At 56.2% G+C, this 19,821-nt stretch carries 17 protein-coding genes; 11 read left to right on the top strand and 6 right to left on the bottom strand.

The annotated features are described in order from the left end of the window. Window positions 1-182 precede the first annotated feature (182 nt). A complete protein-coding gene (argR, locus tag HV355_RS08795) occupies window positions 183-653 on the bottom strand; it encodes a transcriptional regulator ArgR (protein ID WP_010436133.1) in 471 nt (156 codons plus the stop codon). Between the two features lie 398 nt (window positions 654-1,051). Here argR and mdh point away from each other — a divergent pair, with 398 nt between their 5' ends. After that, on the top strand, window positions 1,052-1,990 hold the full coding sequence (gene mdh, locus HV355_RS08790; RefSeq protein ID WP_010436131.1) for a malate dehydrogenase: 939 nt from the start codon (window positions 1,052-1,054) through the stop codon (window positions 1,988-1,990). Between the two features lie 87 nt (window positions 1,991-2,077). Here the strand turns inward: mdh and degS are convergent, their stop codons facing one another. The 3 genes from degS to zapG all read right to left on the bottom strand — a co-directional run bounded on the left by degS (window position 2,078) and on the right by zapG (window position 5,174). Continuing rightward, on the bottom strand, window positions 2,078-3,145 hold the full coding sequence (gene degS / locus HV355_RS08785; protein ID WP_089598450.1) for an outer membrane-stress sensor serine endopeptidase DegS: 1,068 nt from the start codon (window positions 3,143-3,145) through the stop codon (window positions 2,078-2,080). A gap of 92 nt (window positions 3,146-3,237) precedes the next feature. Beyond that, entirely contained in the window at window positions 3,238-4,605 is a 1,368-nt protein-coding gene (gene degQ / locus HV355_RS08780; RefSeq protein ID WP_010436128.1) for a serine endoprotease DegQ, read from the bottom strand. A 170-nt stretch (window positions 4,606-4,775) separates the two neighbouring features. Further along, a complete protein-coding gene (gene zapG / locus HV355_RS08775; protein WP_010436126.1) occupies window positions 4,776-5,174 on the bottom strand; it encodes a Z-ring associated protein ZapG in 399 nt (132 codons plus the stop codon). Between the two features lie 189 nt (window positions 5,175-5,363). Here zapG and zapE point away from each other — a divergent pair, with 189 nt between their 5' ends. The 10 genes from zapE (at window position 5,364) to nanQ (ending at window position 13,853) form a co-directional block, all read left to right on the top strand. Next, a complete protein-coding gene (gene zapE, locus HV355_RS08770) occupies window positions 5,364-6,488 on the top strand; it encodes a cell division protein ZapE (protein ID WP_182401642.1) in 1,125 nt (374 codons plus the stop codon). 302 nt (window positions 6,489-6,790) lie between these two features. Continuing rightward, window positions 6,791-7,219 carry a 50S ribosomal protein L13 gene (rplM, locus tag HV355_RS08765; RefSeq protein ID WP_006178824.1) on the top strand — a complete coding sequence of 143 codons (429 nt, stop codon included), beginning with the start codon at window positions 6,791-6,793 and terminating at the stop codon, window positions 7,217-7,219. 15 nt (window positions 7,220-7,234) lie between these two features. Further along, a complete protein-coding gene (gene rpsI / locus HV355_RS08760; protein ID WP_003860436.1) occupies window positions 7,235-7,627 on the top strand; it encodes a 30S ribosomal protein S9 in 393 nt (130 codons plus the stop codon). Window positions 7,628-7,933: 306 nt separating this feature from the next. Next, window positions 7,934-8,572 (top strand): stringent starvation protein SspA, encoded by a 639-nt coding sequence (gene sspA, locus HV355_RS08755; RefSeq protein ID WP_010436114.1) that lies wholly within the window; start codon window positions 7,934-7,936, stop codon window positions 8,570-8,572. Window positions 8,573-8,577: 5 nt separating this feature from the next. Next, window positions 8,578-9,075, top strand: a complete 498-nt coding sequence (gene sspB, locus HV355_RS08750) for a ClpXP protease specificity-enhancing factor (RefSeq protein WP_108416522.1) — start codon at window positions 8,578-8,580, stop codon at window positions 9,073-9,075. Between the two features lie 102 nt (window positions 9,076-9,177). Then, window positions 9,178-9,960, top strand: coding sequence for a transcriptional regulator NanR (gene nanR, locus HV355_RS08745; protein WP_182401640.1), 783 nt, complete (start codon window positions 9,178-9,180; stop codon window positions 9,958-9,960). Between the two features lie 122 nt (window positions 9,961-10,082). After that, a complete protein-coding gene (gene nanA / locus HV355_RS08740; protein ID WP_108416113.1) occupies window positions 10,083-10,976 on the top strand; it encodes an N-acetylneuraminate lyase in 894 nt (297 codons plus the stop codon). 71 nt (window positions 10,977-11,047) lie between these two features. Next, window positions 11,048-12,532, top strand: coding sequence for an MFS transporter (locus HV355_RS08735; protein ID WP_182401638.1), 1,485 nt, complete (start codon window positions 11,048-11,050; stop codon window positions 12,530-12,532). Then, the gene (locus tag HV355_RS08730; RefSeq protein ID WP_182401636.1) at window positions 12,529-13,389 is read left to right on the top strand and encodes an N-acetylmannosamine kinase; all 861 of its coding nucleotides are present in this window, start codon (window positions 12,529-12,531) and stop codon (window positions 13,387-13,389) included. Before HV355_RS08735 ends, HV355_RS08730 begins: the two co-directional genes overlap by 4 nt. After that, entirely contained in the window at window positions 13,386-13,853 is a 468-nt protein-coding gene (nanQ, locus tag HV355_RS08725) for an N-acetylneuraminate anomerase (RefSeq protein ID WP_182401634.1), read from the top strand. The genes HV355_RS08730 and nanQ overlap by 4 nt, the downstream gene beginning before the upstream one ends. 34 nt (window positions 13,854-13,887) lie before the next feature. Here nanQ and gltD read toward each other — a convergent pair whose 3' ends face one another. Both gltD and gltB read right to left on the bottom strand, forming a co-directional pair. Continuing rightward, entirely contained in the window at window positions 13,888-15,306 is a 1,419-nt protein-coding gene (gene gltD / locus HV355_RS08720; protein WP_061716409.1) for a glutamate synthase subunit GltD, read from the bottom strand. A 9-nt stretch (window positions 15,307-15,315) separates the two neighbouring features. Continuing rightward, entirely contained in the window at window positions 15,316-19,776 is a 4,461-nt protein-coding gene (gene gltB / locus HV355_RS08715; protein WP_108416117.1) for a glutamate synthase large subunit, read from the bottom strand. Window positions 19,777-19,821 lie beyond the last annotated feature (45 nt).

Raw genomic sequence — 19,821 nt, 5'->3', positions numbered from 1 at the left:
AGCCAATAAAATCATAGGGGTATAGTACTTTGATATTTTGTGCGGTTTTGCGCCTGAGTATTCACCGGATGAATGTTAATGGTTGGTAAAAAGCACTATTTGTCAAAGTAAGAGGCAGTAGAAAAGAGGGGATAACGTAACGGGGGCAGAACAATCCCCGCAGCAGGCCGCGGGGAGGAGGATTACAGTTCCTGTTCGAACAGGACCAGAATCGCTTCGTAGAGATCTTTAACCGAAAAACCGTTTGCCGGAGTGGTAAAGATGGTGTCATCACCGGCGATGGTGCCGAGGATACCTTCCGCTTTACCTAATGAGTCCAGCAGGCGAGCAATCAGCTGCGCCGCGCCCGGACTGGTGTGGATAACCACCACGGCATCGTTATAGTCGATGTCGAGGACCAGGTTCTTCAGCGGGCTGGAGGTAGTCGGCACGCCAAGTTCAGCAGGCAGGCAATAGACCATTTCCATTTTGGCATTGCGGGTACGCACTGCGCCAAACTTGGTTAACATACGGGAGACTTTCGACTGATTGATGTTTTCGAAGCCTTGTTCCTGCAACGCCTGAACAATTTCTCCCTGAGAACTGAATTTCTCTTCTTTGAGTAGCGCTTTAAACGCCTTCACTAATTCTTCTTGCTTAGACGAGCTTCGCATAAGTCACCCGGAATATGACGATAGAAACAACATTATTATGCATGTGGATGAATTTTTATGCAAACTATCTACCTGGTGCCAGGCTGAAATAATGTTATGAAAGGGAGCGATTTTATCAGATTTCGTTATCGGAAAACATGCCTGGGTCACGCCGCGCAAATAAGCTTAAAAGTAAATTAAATGTTATCAAAATGATGTTGTTTTGGTGGCGTGGCAAGGTGTATTGTAACCACCTCTTATTTCGTTGCTGCCCGCTGCCCGATAGCATTCAGGCGAAGGTGAAAGACGCGCGACCTCAAATTCTTTAGCTACGAAAATTGTAATTATTTACTCGCTGAATTATGGTCGCCGCAACGGAGTTACAGATACTTAAAGTTAACCATAATAAGGAGTTTAGGATGAAAGTTGCAGTCCTCGGCGCTGCTGGTGGTATCGGCCAGGCGCTTGCCCTACTACTGAAAACCCAACTGCCTTCAGGCTCAGAACTCTCCCTGTACGATATTGCTCCGGTAACCCCAGGTGTGGCGGTTGACCTGAGCCACATCCCGACCGCTGTGAAAATCAAAGGCTTCTCCGGTGAAGATGCGCGTCCTGCGCTGCAGGGTGCTGACGTCGTACTGATCTCTGCGGGTGTGGCACGTAAACCTGGTATGGATCGTTCTGACCTGTTTAACGTCAACGCGGGCATCGTGAAAAACCTGGTTCAGCAGATCGCTGAAATCTGCCCGAAAGCCTGTATCGGTATCATCACTAACCCGGTGAACACCACCGTTGCTATCGCAGCAGAAGTGCTGAAGAAAGCGGGTGTTTACGACAAGAACAAACTGTTCGGCGTGACCACGCTGGATATCATCCGTTCCAACACCTTCGTCGCTGAGCTGAAAGGCAAGCAGCCAACGGAAGTAGAAGTGCCGGTTATCGGTGGTCACTCTGGCGTGACGATCCTGCCTCTGCTGTCGCAGATCCCAGGCGTGAGCTTCACCGAGCAGGAAGTGGCTGACCTGACTAAACGCATCCAGAACGCGGGCACCGAAGTGGTGGAAGCGAAGGCGGGTGGCGGATCCGCAACCCTGTCTATGGGTCAGGCGGCGGCGCGTTTCGGTCTGTCTCTGGTTCGTGCTCTGCAGGGCGAGAAAAATGTAGTTGAATGCGCTTACGTTGAAGGCGACGGCGAACACGCTCGCTTCTTCTCTCAGCCGCTGCTGCTGGGCAAAAACGGTATTGAAGAGCGTAAATCCATTGGTACGCTGAGCGCGTTTGAACAAAACGCGATGGAAGGCATGCTGGATACGCTGAAGAAAGATATCACTCTGGGCGAAGAGTTCGTTAACAAGTAAAACGTTCTCTCCCTTTGTAGTACGGGTAAGCGTAAGCGCTACCCGGCAAAAAAAACCGAAGCCTGTGCTTCGGTTTTTTTATACACATCAGTTTGTCGCCGGGTATTCCTGAATCGTCACCTGAATCGTCAGCTTCTTATCATTCCGCATGACTTCAACAGGGATGATTGAGCCCGGTCGGATTTCCGCCACCTGATCCATCGTTTCGAGAGCAGAAACGGCTGGCGTGCCATTAACCGACACAATGACATCATTAACCTGAATACCCGCATTCGCGGCCGGGCCACCTGGCGACACTTCATTCACCACAATCCCCTGAATCTGGTCGATTCCACCGCCCTGGGTATGCATCGGCGCAATTTCACGTCCACCAATACCAATGTAGCCACGGATCACGCGCCCGTCGCGAATGAGCTTGTCCATGATCTTGGTTGCCAGCTGGAATGGAATTGCAAAACCAATCCCTTCCGGCGTCTCGCCATCGTTACTCTTATCGAACGAGAGGGTGTTGATGCCCATGAGCTCACCCAGTGAGTTCACCAGCGCGCCGCCGGAGTTACCGTGGTTGATAGAGGCATCGGTCTGAAGGAAATTCTGCCGCCCTGACGGGTTCAGGCCGATTCGACCGGTGGCGCTGATAATCCCCTGGGTAATGGTCTGGCCCAGGTTGTACGGGTTACCTATCGCCAACACGACGTCGCCAATATGTGGCGTGCGTTTACGGTTGATCGGAATGGTGGGCAGGCCGCCCGTGGCGTTGATCTTAAGAACCGCCAGGTCGGTCAGGCTGTCCGAGCCCACGAGTAACGCTTCAAATACGCGACCATCCTGCAAGGCGACGATAATCTGGTCGGCATCGTTAATCACGTGCTTGTTGGTAATGATGTAGCCACGTTCATCCATAATTACGCCGGAGCCGAGCGTGCGGATCTCCAGCTGGTTATGGGCCGAGGTATTCAGTCCTCGGTTATAAACGTTGACCACGGCGGGTGCGGCACGGCGAACAGCCTGATTGTAAGTGGCAGGCGTTTCATCCGTACTGTCAAACTGGGGGGCCGTCAGTTTGTTGAACTGACGCAAAGACGGCATAGCCACCAACAGCAGGCCAGCAACGATCAAACCGATAGCAATGGAACGAAAGAGCTTTAAAAGCATGATGCGCGTGTCGTTAAAAAATGAACGGTTTGCAGCATAACATGAGTTATCCGGACATCACATGCAGCGGTGATGTCCGGGGTCGCAAATGCTTAGCGCAATAAAATATAGATAGTCTCTTTGCCACGCATAACCTGCAGGGCAATGACCGTTGGCTTACTTTCCAGCACCTTGCGCATTTCTGCAATAGATTGCACGCGAGTGCGGTTCACGCCGATGATGACATCATCCTGATGCAATCCCGCCTGTGCGGCAGGGCTGCTCTTCTCGACGGTATCAATAGTAATGCCTTTCGTGCCGTCTTTAAGCTGACCGTCGCTTAACGTCGCGCCTTGCAGGGCCGGGGCGATCAGCTCCGCGCTGGCGGAAGAGGAGGTGCTCTTATCCAGCGTGACTTCAACGTCCAGCGGTTTGCCGTCGCGAATCAAACCGAGTTTCACTTTGGCGCCAGGCTCGGTGGTGGCAATGCGAGAACGCAGTTCTGCGAAGCTGTTCAGCGGTTTATCGTTCAGGCTGACGATGACGTCGCCGGATTTCACGCCTGCTTTCGCCGACCCGGAATTTGGCAGCACTTCGCTGACAAACGCGCCGCGCTGGACGTTGACGTTAAAGGCTTTGGCGATATCCGCGCTCATCTCCATCCCTTTGATGCCCAGCAGTCCACGTTTGACTTCACCAAACTGAATGAGCTGTTGAGACAGGGTTTTGGCCATATTGCTCGGAATGGCAAAGCCAATCCCGATACTGCCGCCGCCGGGTGCGAGGATCGCCGTGTTGATACCAATAAGCTCACCGTTCAGGTTGAGCAGGGCACCACCCGAGTTACCGCGGTTAATAGACGCGTCGGTTTGAATAAAGTTTTCCAGCCCTTCCAGGTTCAGGCCGCTGCGCCCAAGTGCGGAGACGATCCCGGAGGTGGCAGTCTGGCCCAGGCCGAAGGGGTTACCGACGGCGACGGCAAAATCGCCCACGCGCAGCGTGTCGGAGTCCGCAATGGTAATCTGCGTCAGGTTGCTGGGTTTGAGGATCTGCAGCAGCGCAATATCGCTCTGGTCATCGCCGCCGATCAGTTTGGCGTCAAATTCGCGGCCATCATTGAGCTGGACGCTGATCTTATCCGCCTGACTGATCACGTGGTTGTTGGTCAGGATATAGCCCTTGGCCGCATCAATGATCACCCCAGAGCCCAGTCCTTCAAATGGCTGCGCCTGCTGGTCGGGAGATTCATCACCGAAGTATTTCTTCAGTTCTTCCGGCACGCGCTGGCTTTGCCGCGCGGTGCCTTCGACCTGGACGCTGACCACGGCGGGCAGCACTTTTTCCAGCATCGGCGCGAGGCTAGGAATGGCTGCCTGTCCCGGCACCTGCGAAGGCAGTGCCGCGTGGGCAGGGAAGGACGCCGAGAGAGATAACCCGACACTTAACGCTAAAGCGCTCAACAGCTGGTTTTTTTTCTTCATTGATGCTGACTCTCGTATCCTGGAATGAAAGAAGAACGGCCCAAAAACATCTTGATGTTATTGAATTTTCAACCGCTGAACAATGAGGTGTTTGACTAAATAATAGCTGGGGACGGGAAGAAAGGACGGGCGCAAGAGATGCGCCCGTAAAATTTATTCATGTTTTGCGATTAATCGCGTTTTGCGCCACCGCGCAGCAGGCCGGACGCGCCGTCCGAATAGTCACGTGGCATCTGAACCGGAGCCTGATCGTTACCTGCTTCAGAGTCTGCCAGACGGTTGCGGAACGGGTTCGTTTCTGCGGTCATTTCCGGCAGCAGGCTGCTGGAGCTTTTCGCCATGTGTTGATACAGCTGGCGATAGTCGGTCGCCATGTTGTCCAGCAGCTCGGCGCTACGGGCAAAGTGGCTGACCAGCTCTTCACGATACTCTTCCAGTTCGGCTTTGTTCTTTTCCAGTTCGTACTGCAGTGACTGCTGCTGACGCAATTTGCGATTACCGAAACGCATGGCCACAGCACCGATGACGATGCCGACGACTAAACCGATTAGCGCATATTCCCAGGTCATGAACTTCTCCCGTTGTCTTGTTGTTCCGTAGGGTGTTGGCTCGGCTCCTGCCTGTGCCTGATATTGCCACTATAACCGCTATTTCTTCAGAAGTGGAATCCTGACGTATCATCGCGTAGTGTAGAACGGCCTTTTTTTCATCAGTCGCGCCTGCTGATGAGTCATAACCGAAGGATTAACAATAAGATTATGCAAAGCCTGTCCCCCTCATCGCGTTACCAACTGGCCCTGAACGAGGGCTCACATCAGCCGGATGACGTCCAGCGTGAAGCGGTTAATCGCCTGGATACGATTTATCAGGAACTCACAGCGAAACCCGCAGAGGCGGTGCAAAGCGGTGGGCTGAAGGCGGCATTCGGTCGGTTGTTGGGGAAAAAAGAACTTCAGGTTAACGCGTCGGTACGTGGCTTATATATGTGGGGGGGCGTCGGGCGCGGTAAAACCTGGCTGATGGACATGTTCTACCAGAGCCTGCCGGGCACGCGTAAACAGCGCCTGCATTTTCACCGCTTCATGCTGCGGGTTCACGAAGAGCTGACGGCATTGCAGGGCAAAAGCGATCCGCTGGAGATCGTGGCCGACCGCTTTAAGGCGGAAACGGACGTACTCTGCTTTGACGAATTTTTTGTTTCCGATATTACGGATGCGATGCTGCTGGGCGGGTTGATGAAAGCGCTGTTTGCGCGTGGGATTACGCTCGTGGCGACCTCGAACATTCCGCCGGACGAGCTGTACCGCAATGGTTTGCAGCGCGCGCGCTTCCTGCCCGCTATCGATGCGATAAAACAGCATTGCGACATCATGAACGTCGACGCGGGCGTGGATTACCGCCTGCGCACGCTGACTCAGGCCCATTTGTGGCTTTCGCCGTTGAACACAGAAACCACAAACCAGATGGATAAACTGTGGCTGGCGCTGGCGGGGGCAAAACGTGAGCGCGCCCCGGAACTCGAGATTAACCACCGTCCCTTACAAACTCAGGGCGTAGAAAATCAAACCCTGGCCGTCTCCTTTGCGACACTCTGCGTCGATGCCCGCAGCCAGCATGATTACATCGCGCTTTCGCGCCTGTTCCACACCGTGATGATGCTGGATGTGCCGGTGATGACGCGCCTGATGGAAAGCGAAGCGCGACGCTTCATTGCGCTGGTGGACGAGTTTTACGAGCGCCACGTTAAGCTGGTGGTCAGCGCCGAGGTACCTTTATATGAGATTTACCAGGGCGAGCGGCTGAAGTTTGAGTTCCAGCGCTGCCTGTCGCGCCTGCAGGAGATGCAGAGCGAGGAATACCTCAAGCTGGAGCATATGCCGTAAAAAATGCCACCCTCTCCCTGAGAAGGGAACCTTGTAGGCCGGGTAAGGCGAAGCCGCCACCCGGCATTTGCCACACCCTCGAAAAACCCAATTTGAATCGCATTTAAGGGTCGATCTTTGACCTCAACTTCTCTATAATCTTGCGACCCCACGTTACGAGAAGGTTTTTTTCCCGAAACTTTCTATGTGTCGGCATGTGCTATTCGAAGGGGTAGGTTTGCCGGACTTTGTCGTGTGAGCCTCAACTGACTAAACGTTTGGGTGTTCACCAACGTGTAACTTATTATTTGGGTAAGCTTTTAATGAAAACTTTTACAGCTAAACCAGAAACCGTACAGCGCGACTGGTATGTTGTTGACGCGACCGGTAAAACTCTGGGCCGTCTGGCTACTGAACTGGCTCGTCGCCTGCGCGGTAAGCATAAAGCGGAATACACTCCGCACGTTGATACCGGTGATTACATCATCGTTCTGAACGCTGATAAAGTTGCTGTAACCGGCAACAAGCGTACTGACAAAGTGTACTATCACCACACTGGCCACATCGGTGGTATCAAAGAAGCGACCTTTGAAGAGATGATTGCTCGCCGTCCTGAGCGTGTGATTGAAATCGCGGTTAAAGGCATGCTGCCAAAAGGCCCGCTGGGTCGTGCTATGTTCCGTAAACTGAAAGTTTACGCAGGCAACGAGCACAACCACGCGGCACAGCAACCGCAAGTTCTTGACATCTAATCGGGATTATAGGCAATGGCTGAAAATCAATACTACGGCACTGGTCGCCGCAAAAGTTCCGCAGCTCGCGTGTTCATCAAACCGGGCAGCGGTAAAATCGTAATCAACCAACGTTCTCTGGAACAGTACTTCGGTCGTGAAACTGCCCGCATGGTAGTTCGCCAGCCGCTGGAACTGGTTGATATGGTAGAAAAACTGGATCTGTACATCACCGTTAAAGGTGGTGGTATCTCCGGTCAGGCAGGTGCGATCCGTCACGGTATCACCCGCGCTCTGATGGAGTACGACGAATCCCTGCGTTCTGAACTGCGTAAAGCTGGCTTCGTTACTCGTGACGCGCGTCAGGTTGAACGTAAGAAAGTGGGTCTGCGTAAAGCACGTCGTCGTCCACAGTTCTCCAAACGTTAATCCATTCTGCTTACGCAGAACGATTGGCGAAAAACCCGCTTCGGCGGGTTTTTTTATGGATAATGCGTAGGTTATCCACAACATGAGTTGATATATCTCCTCTTTTTCCACATTTCCAGAATCCCCTCACCACAAAGCCATCAAAATCTGGTAAACTATCATCCAATTTTCTGCCCAAATATCGGTGAATACTCGATTTTTGTTCGATTCTTGAACAATGTGTTTTCTCTGGGATGGGCAATACATCATCTGGCTGGCCCTGGTGGGCCGGTAGCAGTAAAATTCTGAATATACCTGGAGGTTTTCATGGCTGTCGCTGCCAACAAACGTTCGGTAATGACGCTGTTTTCTGGTCCTACTGACATTTATAGCCATCAGGTTCGTATCGTGCTGGCCGAGAAGGGTGTCAGTTTTGAGATCGAGCATGTGGAAAAGGATAACCCTCCTCAGGATCTGATCGATCTCAACCCGAGCCAGAGCGTACCAACGCTGGTGGATCGCGAGCTGACCCTGTGGGAATCCCGTATCATTATGGAATACCTGGATGAGCGTTTCCCGCATCCGCCACTGATGCCTGTTTACCCTGTTGCGCGTGGTGAAAGCCGCCTGTACATGCAGCGTATCGAAAAAGACTGGTATACGCTGATGAACGTTATCGTTAACGGTACGTCGTCTGAAGCGGATGCTGCACGTAAACAACTGCGTGAAGAGCTGCTGGCAATCGCGCCAGTCTTTGGTCAGAAGCCTTTCTTCCTGAGCGATGAGTTCAGCCTGGTCGATTGCTACCTTGCACCGCTGCTGTGGCGTCTGCCTACGCTGGGTGTTGAGTTCAGCGGTCCTGGTGCGAAAGAGCTGAAAGGCTACATGACGCGCGTATTTGAACGCGACTCTTTCCTGGCTTCTCTGACTGAGCCGGAACGTGAAATGCGTCTCGGCCGAGGCTAATGACTGTGGAAATGTCACAACTTTCCCCACGCCGTCCGTATCTGCTGCGCGCCTTCTATGAATGGCTGCTGGATAACCAGCTCACGCCGCACCTGGTTGTGGATGTGACGTTGCCGGACGTGCAGGTTCCTATGGAATATGCACGTGACGGACAGATCGTGTTGAACATTGCGCCGCGCGCGGTGGGTAACCTGGAACTGGCAAACGACGAAGTGCGCTTTAACGCGCGTTTCGGCGGCGTGCCGCGTCAGGTTTCTGTGCCGCTGGCTGCCGTACTGGCTATCTACGCGCGTGAAAACGGTGCGGGTACCATGTTTGAGCCGGAAGCGGCGTATGACGAAGATGTTGCCAGCCTGAACGATGATGACGCTACCGATGAGCGCGAAAGCGACACGGTGATGTCAATTATTGATGGCGATAAACCCGATCATCACGACGACAACGATCCTGATGACAATCCGCCTCCGCGCGGTGGCCGTCCGGCGCTGCGCGTTGTGAAATAATCCAACAGGCCCTCCGGGCCTGTTTTGCTTTCTGCCCCTTTTCGCCCCCTCTAATTTCCTGTGTTATGATGAGCCGTTTTCCTTCTATGGCACCGGACTGCAATGAAACCGACCGATCTTAAAGCTGAAAACTCTGATGAAACTATTGGCCGCAGCCTGCATCGTCGTCCGCTGGCGCGCAAAAAGCTGTCTGATATGGTGGAAGAAGAGCTGGAGCAGATGATCCGCCGCAAGGAGTTCGCCCAGGGAGAACAACTGCCCTCCGAACGCGAGCTGATGGAGTTCTTCAACGTGGGCCGCCCTTCGGTGCGTGAGGCGCTGGCGGCGCTAAAGCGCAAAGGGCTGGTGCAGATCAACAACGGTGAACGTGCCCGCGTCTCCATGCCTTCAGCCGATACCATCATCAGCGAACTTTCTGGCATGGCGAAAGATTTCCTGACACAGCCCGGCGGCATTGCCCATTTTGAGCAGCTACGCCTGTTCTTTGAATCCAGCCTCGTTCGATTTGCCGCTGAGTTTGCCACTGACGATCAAATCGCTCAGCTGACAAAAGCGCTTGAGATCAACAGCCAGTCTCTGGATGATAATGCCCTGTTTATTCGATCCGACGTCGATTTCCACCGCGTGCTGGCGGAGATCCCCGGCAATCCGATCTTTAACGCGATCCACGTTGCGCTGCTCGACTGGCTGATCGCCGCGCGTCCAAAAGTGCCGGATGCCGAGCTGTATAAGCATAATAAAGTCAGCTATCGCCAGCATATTGCGATCGTCGATGCGATCCGTCGCCGCGATCCGGATGAGGCCGATCGCGCGCTCCAGACCCACCTCAACAGCGTTTCTGCCACCTGGCACGCTTTCGGCCAACATACAAAAGCCAAAAAATAACGATCCTTTAGTGAAGCAGATCGCAATATAAGCGTTCTGTATTCCACTGCTGCTTAATTGATCTGGTATAACAGGTATAAAGGTATGTCGTTATAACAAACACACGATCGATTGAGGTAACTATGGCAACGCAATTACGCGGCGTAATGGCCGCACTCCTGACCCCGTTTACTCAGCAGCAAATGCTGGATAAAGAGAGCCTGCGCCGTCTGGTGCAGTTCAATATTGAGCAGGGCATCGACGGGCTTTATGTGGGTGGCTCAACGGGAGAGGCTTTTGTGCAAAGCCTTTCAGAACGCGAGCAGGTAATGGAGATCGTGGCGGATGAGGCGAAGGGGAAAATCACCCTCATTGCCCATGTTGGCTGTGTCAGCACCGCAGAAAGCCAGCAGCTGGCAACGGCTGCCGCCCGCTTTGGGTTTGATGCCGTGTCCGCCGTCACACCGTTCTACTATCCCTTCAGCTTTGAAGAACACTGCGACCACTACCGTGCAATTATTGATTCCGCGGATGGTTTGCCAATGGTGGTCTATAACATCCCGGCGCTGAGCGGCGTCAAACTGACCCTTGACCAAATCAACACGCTGGTGACGCTGCCGGGTGTTGGCGCGCTGAAGCAAACCTCTGGCGATCTCTTCCAGATGGAGCAGATCCGCCGCGCGCATCCGGATCTGGTGCTCTACAACGGCTACGATGAGATCTTCGCTTCCGGCCTGCTGGCAGGCGCTGACGGAGGGATCGGCAGTACGTACAACATTATGGGCTGGCGCTATCAGGCGATCGCTAAAGCGGTTCGGGAAGGGGATAACGCCACCGCGCAGCGTCTGCAAGGCGAGTGCAACAAGGTTATCGACCTGCTGATTGGCGCTGGCGTCTTCCGTGGTCTGAAAACGGTGCTGCACTATATGGACGTGGTCTCGGTACCGCTGTGCCGCAAGCCGTTTTCACCCGTGGACGAAAAATTCGTGCCCGCGCTAAAAGCCCTGGCAGAGCAGCTAATGGCGGAAAAACGCTAACGCATTACGTAGGCCGGGCAAGGCACAGCCGCTGTCCGGCAAAACGACAGAGAAATCGTCGGGAGAGTGAAATGAGTATATCTACCCAAAGCATCCCGTGGTACCGCCATCTTAGCCGCCCGCAGTGGCGCGCCTTCTCCGCTGCCTGGCTGGGATATTTGCTTGATGGCTTCGATTTTGTACTGATTGCCTTAGTTCTGACGGAAGTGAAAAGCGAGTTCGGCCTGACGACGGTGGAAGCCGCGAGCCTGATTTCGGCGGCCTTTATCTCACGCTGGTTCGGTGGCCTGCTGCTGGGGGCGATGGGCGATCGCTATGGCCGCAAGCTGGCGATGATTACCAGCATTGTTCTTTTCTCCTGCGGCACCCTTGCCTGCGGGTTTGCGCCGGGCTACGTCACCATGTTTATCGCCAGAATGGTGATCGGCATGGGGATGGCGGGCGAATACGGCTCCAGCGCAACCTACGTGATCGAAAGCTGGCCAAAGCAGCTGCGCAACAAGGCGAGCGGCTTTTTGATTTCCGGCTTCTCCGTTGGCGCGGTGATTGCGGCCCAGGTCTACAGCCTCGTGGTCCCCGTCTGGGGCTGGCGCGCGTTGTTCTTAATCGGCATCTTGCCTATCGTCTTTGCCCTGTGGCTGCGCAAAAACATCCCGGAAGCCGAGGACTGGAAGGCGAAGCACGCTGGCAAAGCGCCGGTGCGCACGATGGTCGATATTCTTTATCGCGGTAAGTACCGCGTAATCAATATTGCCATGACGCTGTTTGCCGGTGCGGCGCTGTGGCTCTGCTTTGCCGGAGAGCTAAACAACGTTGGGATGGTGGTCATTCTGGGGCTGCTGTGCGCCGTCGTTTTTATCAGCTTTATGGTGCAAAGCAGCGGTAAACGCTGGCCCACTGGCGTAACGCTGATGGTTGTGGTGTTGTTTGCCTTTCTCTATTCGTGGCCGATTCAGGCGCTGCTGCCAACCTATTTGAAAACGGAGCTGGCCTACGATCCGGCTACGGTGGCCCGCGTGCTGTTCTTCAGCGGATTTGGCGCGGCGGTGGGCTGCTGCGTAGGCGGTTTTCTTGGCGACTGGCTGGGCACGCGTAAAGCTTACGTCTGCAGCCTGCTGGCCTCGCAGCTGCTTATTATTCCGGTGTTTGCGATCGGCGGCGCGAATATCTGGGTGCTCGGGCTATTGCTCTTTTTCCAACAGATGCTGGGTCAGGGCATTTCCGGGATCTTACCTAAGCTCATCGGCGGCTATTTCGATACCGACCAGCGGGCGGCCGGGCTTGGATTTACCTATAACGTCGGCGCGCTGGGCGGGGCGCTTGCACCGGTGATCGGCGCTCTGCTGTCCCAGCGGATGGAGCTGGGAACCGCGCTGGGATCGCTCTCCTTTGGCCTGACATTTGTCGTGATCCTGTTGATCGGCCTCGATATGCCGTCCCGCGTTCAGCGCTGGATCAGGCCGGAAGCGCTGCGCACTCACGACGCCATCGATGGTAAACCGCTGAGCGGAGCCTTTCCTGCGGGCGCGGTCAAACGCGAGCAGGTGATGAAATGATGACGCTGGCAATTGATATTGGCGGCACGAAGCTCGCTGCCGCCCTGGTTGAAGGGGACGTTCTGTCGATGCGCAGGGCGTGCCCGACCCCCGGCAGCCAGACGCCGGGCGCGCTTGAGGAGGCGCTACGTGCCCTGGTTTTACCTCTGGTTAGGCATGCCGGGCGCGTGGCGGTGGCATCGACAGGGATTATTCATAACGGCGTGCTCACCTCCATCAATCCGGCCAACCTGGGTGGCCTGGAGCACTTTCCGCTGGTCGCCTTTCTGGAAGCTGCCACGCAATTACCGGTCACGGCGGTTAACGACGCACAGTCCGCCGCATGGGCAGAGTTTTGCGCGCTGCCCGGGAGGGACGATATGGTGTTCCTGACGGTTTCAACCGGCGTGGGCGGCGGCGTTGTACTCAACGGAAAACTTCAGACGGGCAGCGGGGGGCTGGCCGGGCATCTTGGGCATACGCTGGCCGATCCCGCCGGGCCGCTTTGTGGCTGTGGACGAAGAGGATGCGTTGAAGCCATTGCCTCAGGCCGGGGCATTGCTGCTCAGGCGCAGGGCGAACTGGCAGGGCTAGATGCAAAGGCGATATTCAGCCGGGATACACCGCAGGCTCGCAGGCTGGTGGAAAATTCGGCACACGCGCTGGCGCGACTGATCGCCGACGTTAAAGCCGTTACCGACTGTCAGGTTATCGTGGTCGGCGGCAGCGTGGGGCTGGCGGAAGGGTATCTCCCTCTGGTGAAAGCCTATTTATCGCAGGAGCCAGAAGTGTATCAGGTGCCCCTTCGGGCGGCGCATTATCGTCACGACGCCGGGCTATTGGGCGCGGCGCTGTTAGCTACAGGAGATGCGTTATGATGATGGGAGAGCTGCAGTCACTGGCATCGTCGGGCCTGCCCGCCGCACTGGTGAATGCTCTCACGCTGGCGGTTACCGCCCGGCCAAAGGAGAAAGCGCCGGGTCACTACGAACTGCAGGGTGATACTATCTTTATGAATGTTATGCAGTTTGCTACACAAGCCCCGGAGCTGAAAAAGGCAGAGCTGCACGCGGAGTATATTGATATCCAGCTCCTGTTAGCCGGTGAAGAGCGGATTCTGTTTGGCGTTACGGAGTCCGCGCGCGGGTGCGAGGAAATGCATAGCGCCGAGGATTATCAGCTTTGCAGCCGCATCGAAGGGGAGCAGTCGGTAGCGTTAAGACCGGGGATGTTCGTGGTGTTTATGCCGGGGGAGCCGCATAAGCCAGGGTGCATCACCGACTCGGCGGGAGAGATTAAAAAGGCCGTGGTGAAGGTTCGCGCCAGCCTGTTAACCGCATAAAAAAGCCGGATGGTTTTCCATCCGGCTCGATCTTTTACACTTCCAGGTAGTTCAGTATACCGTCAGCGGCTTTACGCCCTTCGGCAATCGCCGTGACAACCAGGTCAGAACCGCGAACAATATCGCCACCGGCGAAGATTTTCGGGTTGCTGGTCTGGAATGCGTTGTCGCTGCCTTCAGGTGCAATCACGCGGCCCTGTGAATCCAGCTCAACGCTGTGCTTCGCAAGCCATTCCATGCTGTGAGGACGGAAACCAAACGCCATGACGACCGCATCGGCCGGGATCACATGTTCGGAGCCTGCCACGATCTCAGCGCGACGACGACCCTTGGCATCTGGTGCACCCATCTCGGTGCGCGCCATCTTCACGCCGCTCACTTTACCGTTGGCATTCACTTCAATGCCCAGAGGCTGGATGTTGAACTGGAACTCTACGCCCTCTTCACGCGCGTTTTTCACTTCGCGTTTAGAGCCCGGCATGTTCTCTTCGTCACGACGATAGGCGCAGATCACATGCGCCGCGTTCTGACGAATAGACGTACGCACGCAGTCCATCGCGGTATCACCGCCGCCCAGCACCACCACGCGTTTGCCTTCCATGCTGACGAACGGCTCATCGGCGGTTTCGCCGTAGCCCATGATCTGCTTGGTGTTGGCAATCAGGAACGGCAGGGCATCATAAACGCCTGGTGCATCTTCGTTCTCCAGACCGCCGCGCATGGACTGGTAGGTGCCCACGCCGAGGAACACGGCGTCGTAATCCTTCAGCAGGTCGTCGAGCTGCACGTCGCGGCCCACTTCCACATTCAGTTTGAACTCAATGCCCATGCCGGTGAAGATTTCACGGCGACGGGTCATGACCTCTTTTTCCAGCTTGAAGGCCGGGATGCCGAAGGTCAGCAGACCGCCGATTTCCGGATGACGGTCAAAGACCACCGCCTTCACGCCGTTGCGGGTCAGCACGTCCGCACAGGCCAGGCCCGCCGGGCCCGCGCCGATGATGGCCACGCGCTTGTCAGTTTGACGCACGCCGGTCATGTCCGGGCGCCAGCCCATCTCGAACGCTTTATCGTTGATATAGCGCTCAATGTTACCGATGGTCACCGCGCCGAACTCGTCGTTCAGCGTACAGGAGCCTTCACACAGGCGATCCTGAGGGCACACGCGGCCGCACACTTCCGGCAGGGTGTTGGTCTGGTGAGACAGCTCGGCGGCTTCAAAAATACGCCCTTCGTTGGCCAGCTTCAGCCAGTTCGGGATGTAGTTGTGTACCGGACATTTCCATTCGCAGTAAGGGTTACCGCAGGACAGGCAGCGGTCTGCCTGTGCTTTGGCCTGGCCTTCTGAAAACGGCTCGTAGATTTCTACAAATTCAATTTTGCGGATCTTCAGCGGTTTCTTTGGCGGATCAACACGCTGCAGGTCGATAAACTGGTATACGTTCTGGCTCATCTGAATTCCTTACTGCGCCTGCACGCGCAGCTCTGCTGCGCTACGACTACGGTGACCCAACAGGGCTTTAACATCGCTGGACTTCGGCTTAACCAGCGCGAATTTCGCTGAGAACGCAGGCCAGTTCGCCAGGATCTCTTCACCGCGCGAAGAACCGGTATGCTGCACATGCTCGGTAATCAAGCCGCGCAGGTGTTCTTCGTGGATGGCCAGCGTTTCAACGTCCAGCACTTCCACCAGCTCCGGGTTCACGCGTTTGCGGAACTCACCGTCTTCGTCCAGGACGTACGCAAAACCGCCCGTCATGCCCGCGCCAAAGTTCACGCCGGTTTTACCCATTACGCAAACAATACCGCCCGTCATATATTCACAACCGTTATCGCCAATGCCTTCCACCACGGTGATAGCACCAGAGTTACGCACCGCAAAACGCTCGCCCGCACGACCTGCTGCGAACAGACGACCGCCGGTCGCGCCGTACAGGCAGGTGTTACCGATGATGCTCGCTTCATGGCTGCGGAAGGCTGAGCCGACCGGAGGACGCACCGCCAGCAGACCGCCCGCCATGCCTTTACCGACGTAGTCGTTGGCATCACCAGTCAGGTACAGCTCAACGCCGCCTGCGTTCCACACGCCGAAGCTCTGGCCCGCGGTACCGCTGAAGTGCGCAGTAATCGGATCCGCCGCCAGCCCCTGGTCACCGTGCGTTTGCGCGATATAACCGGAGAGGGAGGCACCCACGGAGCGGTCGGTGTTGCGGATATCAAACCAGAACGTTTTGCTCTGCTTGTCGTCCACGTACGGTTTCGCCTGCTGCAGCAGCTGCGCGTTCAGCACGCCGTTATCGAACGGCGGGTTGTTCTCGGTGCAGTAAACCGCTTTGCCAGGATGCGGCTGCGCGGTTTCCAGCAGCTTAGACAGCTCCAGCTTCTGCTGCTTCGCGGTGAAGCCTTCCAGTTCTTTCAGCAGGTCGGTACGGCCAATCAGGTCGACCAGGCGCTTCACGCCCAGCTGCGCCATCAGCTCGCGGGTTTCACGGGCGATGAAGTCAAAGTAGTTGGTCACTTTGAACGGCAGGCCGTGATAGTGGTTCTTACGCAGCTTCTCGTCCTGGGTAGCAACACCGGTTGCGCAGTTGTTCAGGTGGCAAATACGCAGGTATTTACAGCCCAGCGCAACCATCGGGCCGGTACCGAAGCCGAAGCTTTCCGCACCGAGGATTGCCGCCTTGATAATGTCGAGGCCAGTTTTCAGACCACCGTCCACCTGCAGACGGATCTTGTGACGCAGGCCGTTCGCCACCAGCGCCTGCTGGGTTTCCACCAGGCCAAGCTCCCACGGGCAACCCGCGTATTTCACGGAGGAGAGCGGGCTTGCACCGGTGCCGCCGTCGTAACCGGCGATGGTGATGAGATCCGCATAGGCTTTCGCCACACCGGTGGCGATGGTGCCGACGCCCGGTTCGGAAACCAGCTTCACGGAGATCATCGCTTTCGGGTTGACCTGTTTCAGGTCGAAAATCAGCTGCGCTAAATCCTCGATAGAGTAGATATCGTGGTGTGGCGGCGGGGAGATCAGCGTCACGCCCGGTACGGAATAGCGCAGTTTGGCGATGTATGGGGTAACTTTATCACCCGGCAACTGACCGCCTTCGCCCGGTTTAGCACCCTGAGCGACTTTAATCTGAATCACGTCGGCATTGACCAGGTACGCAGGCGTCACGCCAAAGCGACCGGATGCCACCTGCTTGATACGGGAGACCTTGTTAGTGCCGTAACGCGCTGGGTCTTCACCGCCTTCGCCGGAGTTAGAGTTGCCGCCGATGCTGTTCATGGCTTCCGCCAGCGCTTCGTGGGCTTCCGGGCTCAGCGCGCCGATGGACATCGCCGCGGTATCGAAGCGTTTGAACAGCTCGGTTGCAGGCTCTACGTCGTCGATGCTGACGGCTTCGTCACCCGGGTTCAGGGCAATGAGGTCGCGCAGCGTTGCCGCCGGACGGTTGTTTACCAGCTCAGCGTACTGCTGATAATCGCTGTATTCACCGCTCTGAACCGCCTGTTGCAGCGTGCGCACCACGTCCGGGTTATAGGCGTGGTATTCGCCGCCGTGAACGTATTTCAGCAGACCGCCCTGATCCAGCGGCTTACGTGCCAGCCAGGCGCGTTTTGACAAGTTCACCAGATCCTGCTGGAAGTCAGCAAAACCGGCGCCGCCGATACGGCTGATCACGCCCTGGAAGCAGAGATTTGCGACATCGTCATGCAGGCCGACCGCTTCAAACAGCTTCGAACAGCGGTAAGAGGCGATAGTCGAGATGCCCATTTTGGACATGATCTTGTACAGGCCTTTATTGATGCCGTTGCGGTAGTTCAGCATTACCGCGCGGTAATCTTTGTCGATCGCGCGGGTATCGACCAGACGAGCCAGCGTTTCGTAGGCCAGATACGGGTAGATCGCCGTCGCGCCAAAGCCTAACAGCACGGCAAAGTGGTGCGGGTCGCGGGCGCTGGCGGTTTCAACAATGATGTTGGCGTCGCAGCGCAGGCTCTTATCGACCAGACGCGTCTGGATAGCACCTACCGCCATTGGCGCAGGGACCGGCAGACGGTTTTTCGCGATATTGCGGTCAGACAGCACCAGCAGAACGGTACCGTTACGCACCATCTGTTCAGCTTTATCACACAGCGCATTCACCGTCTCTTCGAGGGTCGCCTCGGTCACGTCGAACGTAATATCGAGCGTGTCAGCGCGGTAGTGATCCTCTTTCAGCGTGGTGAGCTGTTTGAAATCGGAGTACAGCAGGATCGGCGATTTAAAGGTCAGACGGTGCGCCTGGCCTTCGGCTTCGCAGAAGACGTTCATCTCGCGGCCGATGCTGGTTGCCAGTGACATCACGTGCGCTTCACGCAGCGGATCGATCGGCGGGTTGGTGACCTGCGCGAACTGCTGACGGAAGTAGTCGTAAATAATGCGCGGCTGGCTGGAGAGCACGGCAAACGGGGTATCGTCACCCATGGAGCCGACCGCTTCCTGACCGTTTTCACCCAGTACGCGGATGACGGAGTCAAGCTCTTCCGCGCTGTAGTTAAACTGCTTCTGGAAGCTTGCGAGGGTATCGTCGTCCAGCTCGCGGCTGCCCACTTCTTCGTCCGGCAGATCTTCGAACGGCACCAGACGACGGACGTTTTTCTCCATCCACTCTTTGTACGGATGGCGGCTTTTCAGATCGTTGTCGGTTTCGGCGGAGTGCAGGATACGCCCACCGCGGGTGTCGATAACCATCAGCTCGCCCGGACCGACGCGGCCCTTCTCGACCACTTCGTCAGGCTGGTAATCCCAGATCCCGACCTCAGACGCGCAGGTGATGAGCTTATCTTTGGTGATGACGTAGCGCGCCGGACGCAGACCGTTACGGTCCAGGTTACAGGCGGCAAAACGGCCGTCGGACATCACGATGCCCGCCGGGCCGTCCCACGGCTCCATGTGCATGGAGTTAAAGTCGAAGAACGCGCGCAGCTCAGGGTCCATATCCGGGTTGTTCTGCCACGCCGGTGGCACGAGCAGACGCATGGCGCGCACGATGTCCATCCCGCCTGCCAGCAGCAGTTCCAGCATGTTATCCATGGAGCTGGAGTCAGAGCCGGTTTCGTTCACGAACGGCGCGGCATCGTGCAGGTCAGGGATCAGTGGCGTCTGGAACTTATAGGTACGGGCGCGGGCCCACTGGCGGTTACCGGTGATGGTGTTGATTTCGCCGTTATGCGCCAGGTAGCGGAACGGCTGAGCCAGCGGCCAGCGTGGAACGGTGTTGGTGGAGAAGCGCTGGTGGAACAGGCAAATGGCCGATTCCAGACGCAGATCCGCCAGGTCCAGGTAGAAGCGCGGCAGGTCAGCCGGCATACACAGACCTTTATAGATGTTCACCAGGTTAGAGAGGCTACAGACGTAGAACTCTTTATCGTCCTGGAGACGTTTTTCAATGCGGCGGCGGGCGATAAACAGACGGCGTTCCATATCACGTGGACGCCAGCCCGCAGGCGCGTTAACGAAAATCTGTTCAATACGAGGCAGCGAGGAGAGGGCGATTTCACCGAGCACCCCTTCGTTGGTTGGCACATTGCGCCAGCCGACAATAGACAGGGTTTCACGCTGAAGTTCTTCTTCGACGATGCGGCGTGAGGCGGCAGCCTTTTCAGGATCCTGGTTCAGGAACAGCATGCCGACAGCGTAGTTTTTGGCTAAACGCCAGCCGCGCTCTTCCGCTACGATGCGGAAGAAACGATCCGGTTTTTGCAGCAGCAGGCCGCAACCGTCGCCGGTTTTACCATCGGCAAGGATGGCGCCACGGTGCTGCATTCGGGCCAGTGCGTGAATAGCAGTACGCACTACCTTGTGGCTAGGTTCGCCTTCTATGTGGGCGATCAGGCCGAAACCACAGTTATCCTTCTCAAGGGATTTATCGTACAACATATCAGTGAACCTCCCCAGGCTCGTCGGGCTTCCCACTGAACTTTA

Source organism: Enterobacter sp. RHBSTW-01064 (genome assembly GCF_014103035.1).
Classification (GTDB): Bacteria; Pseudomonadota; Gammaproteobacteria; order Enterobacterales; family Enterobacteriaceae; genus Enterobacter; species Enterobacter mori.
This window is presented reverse-complemented; position numbering and strand designations above follow the sequence as displayed.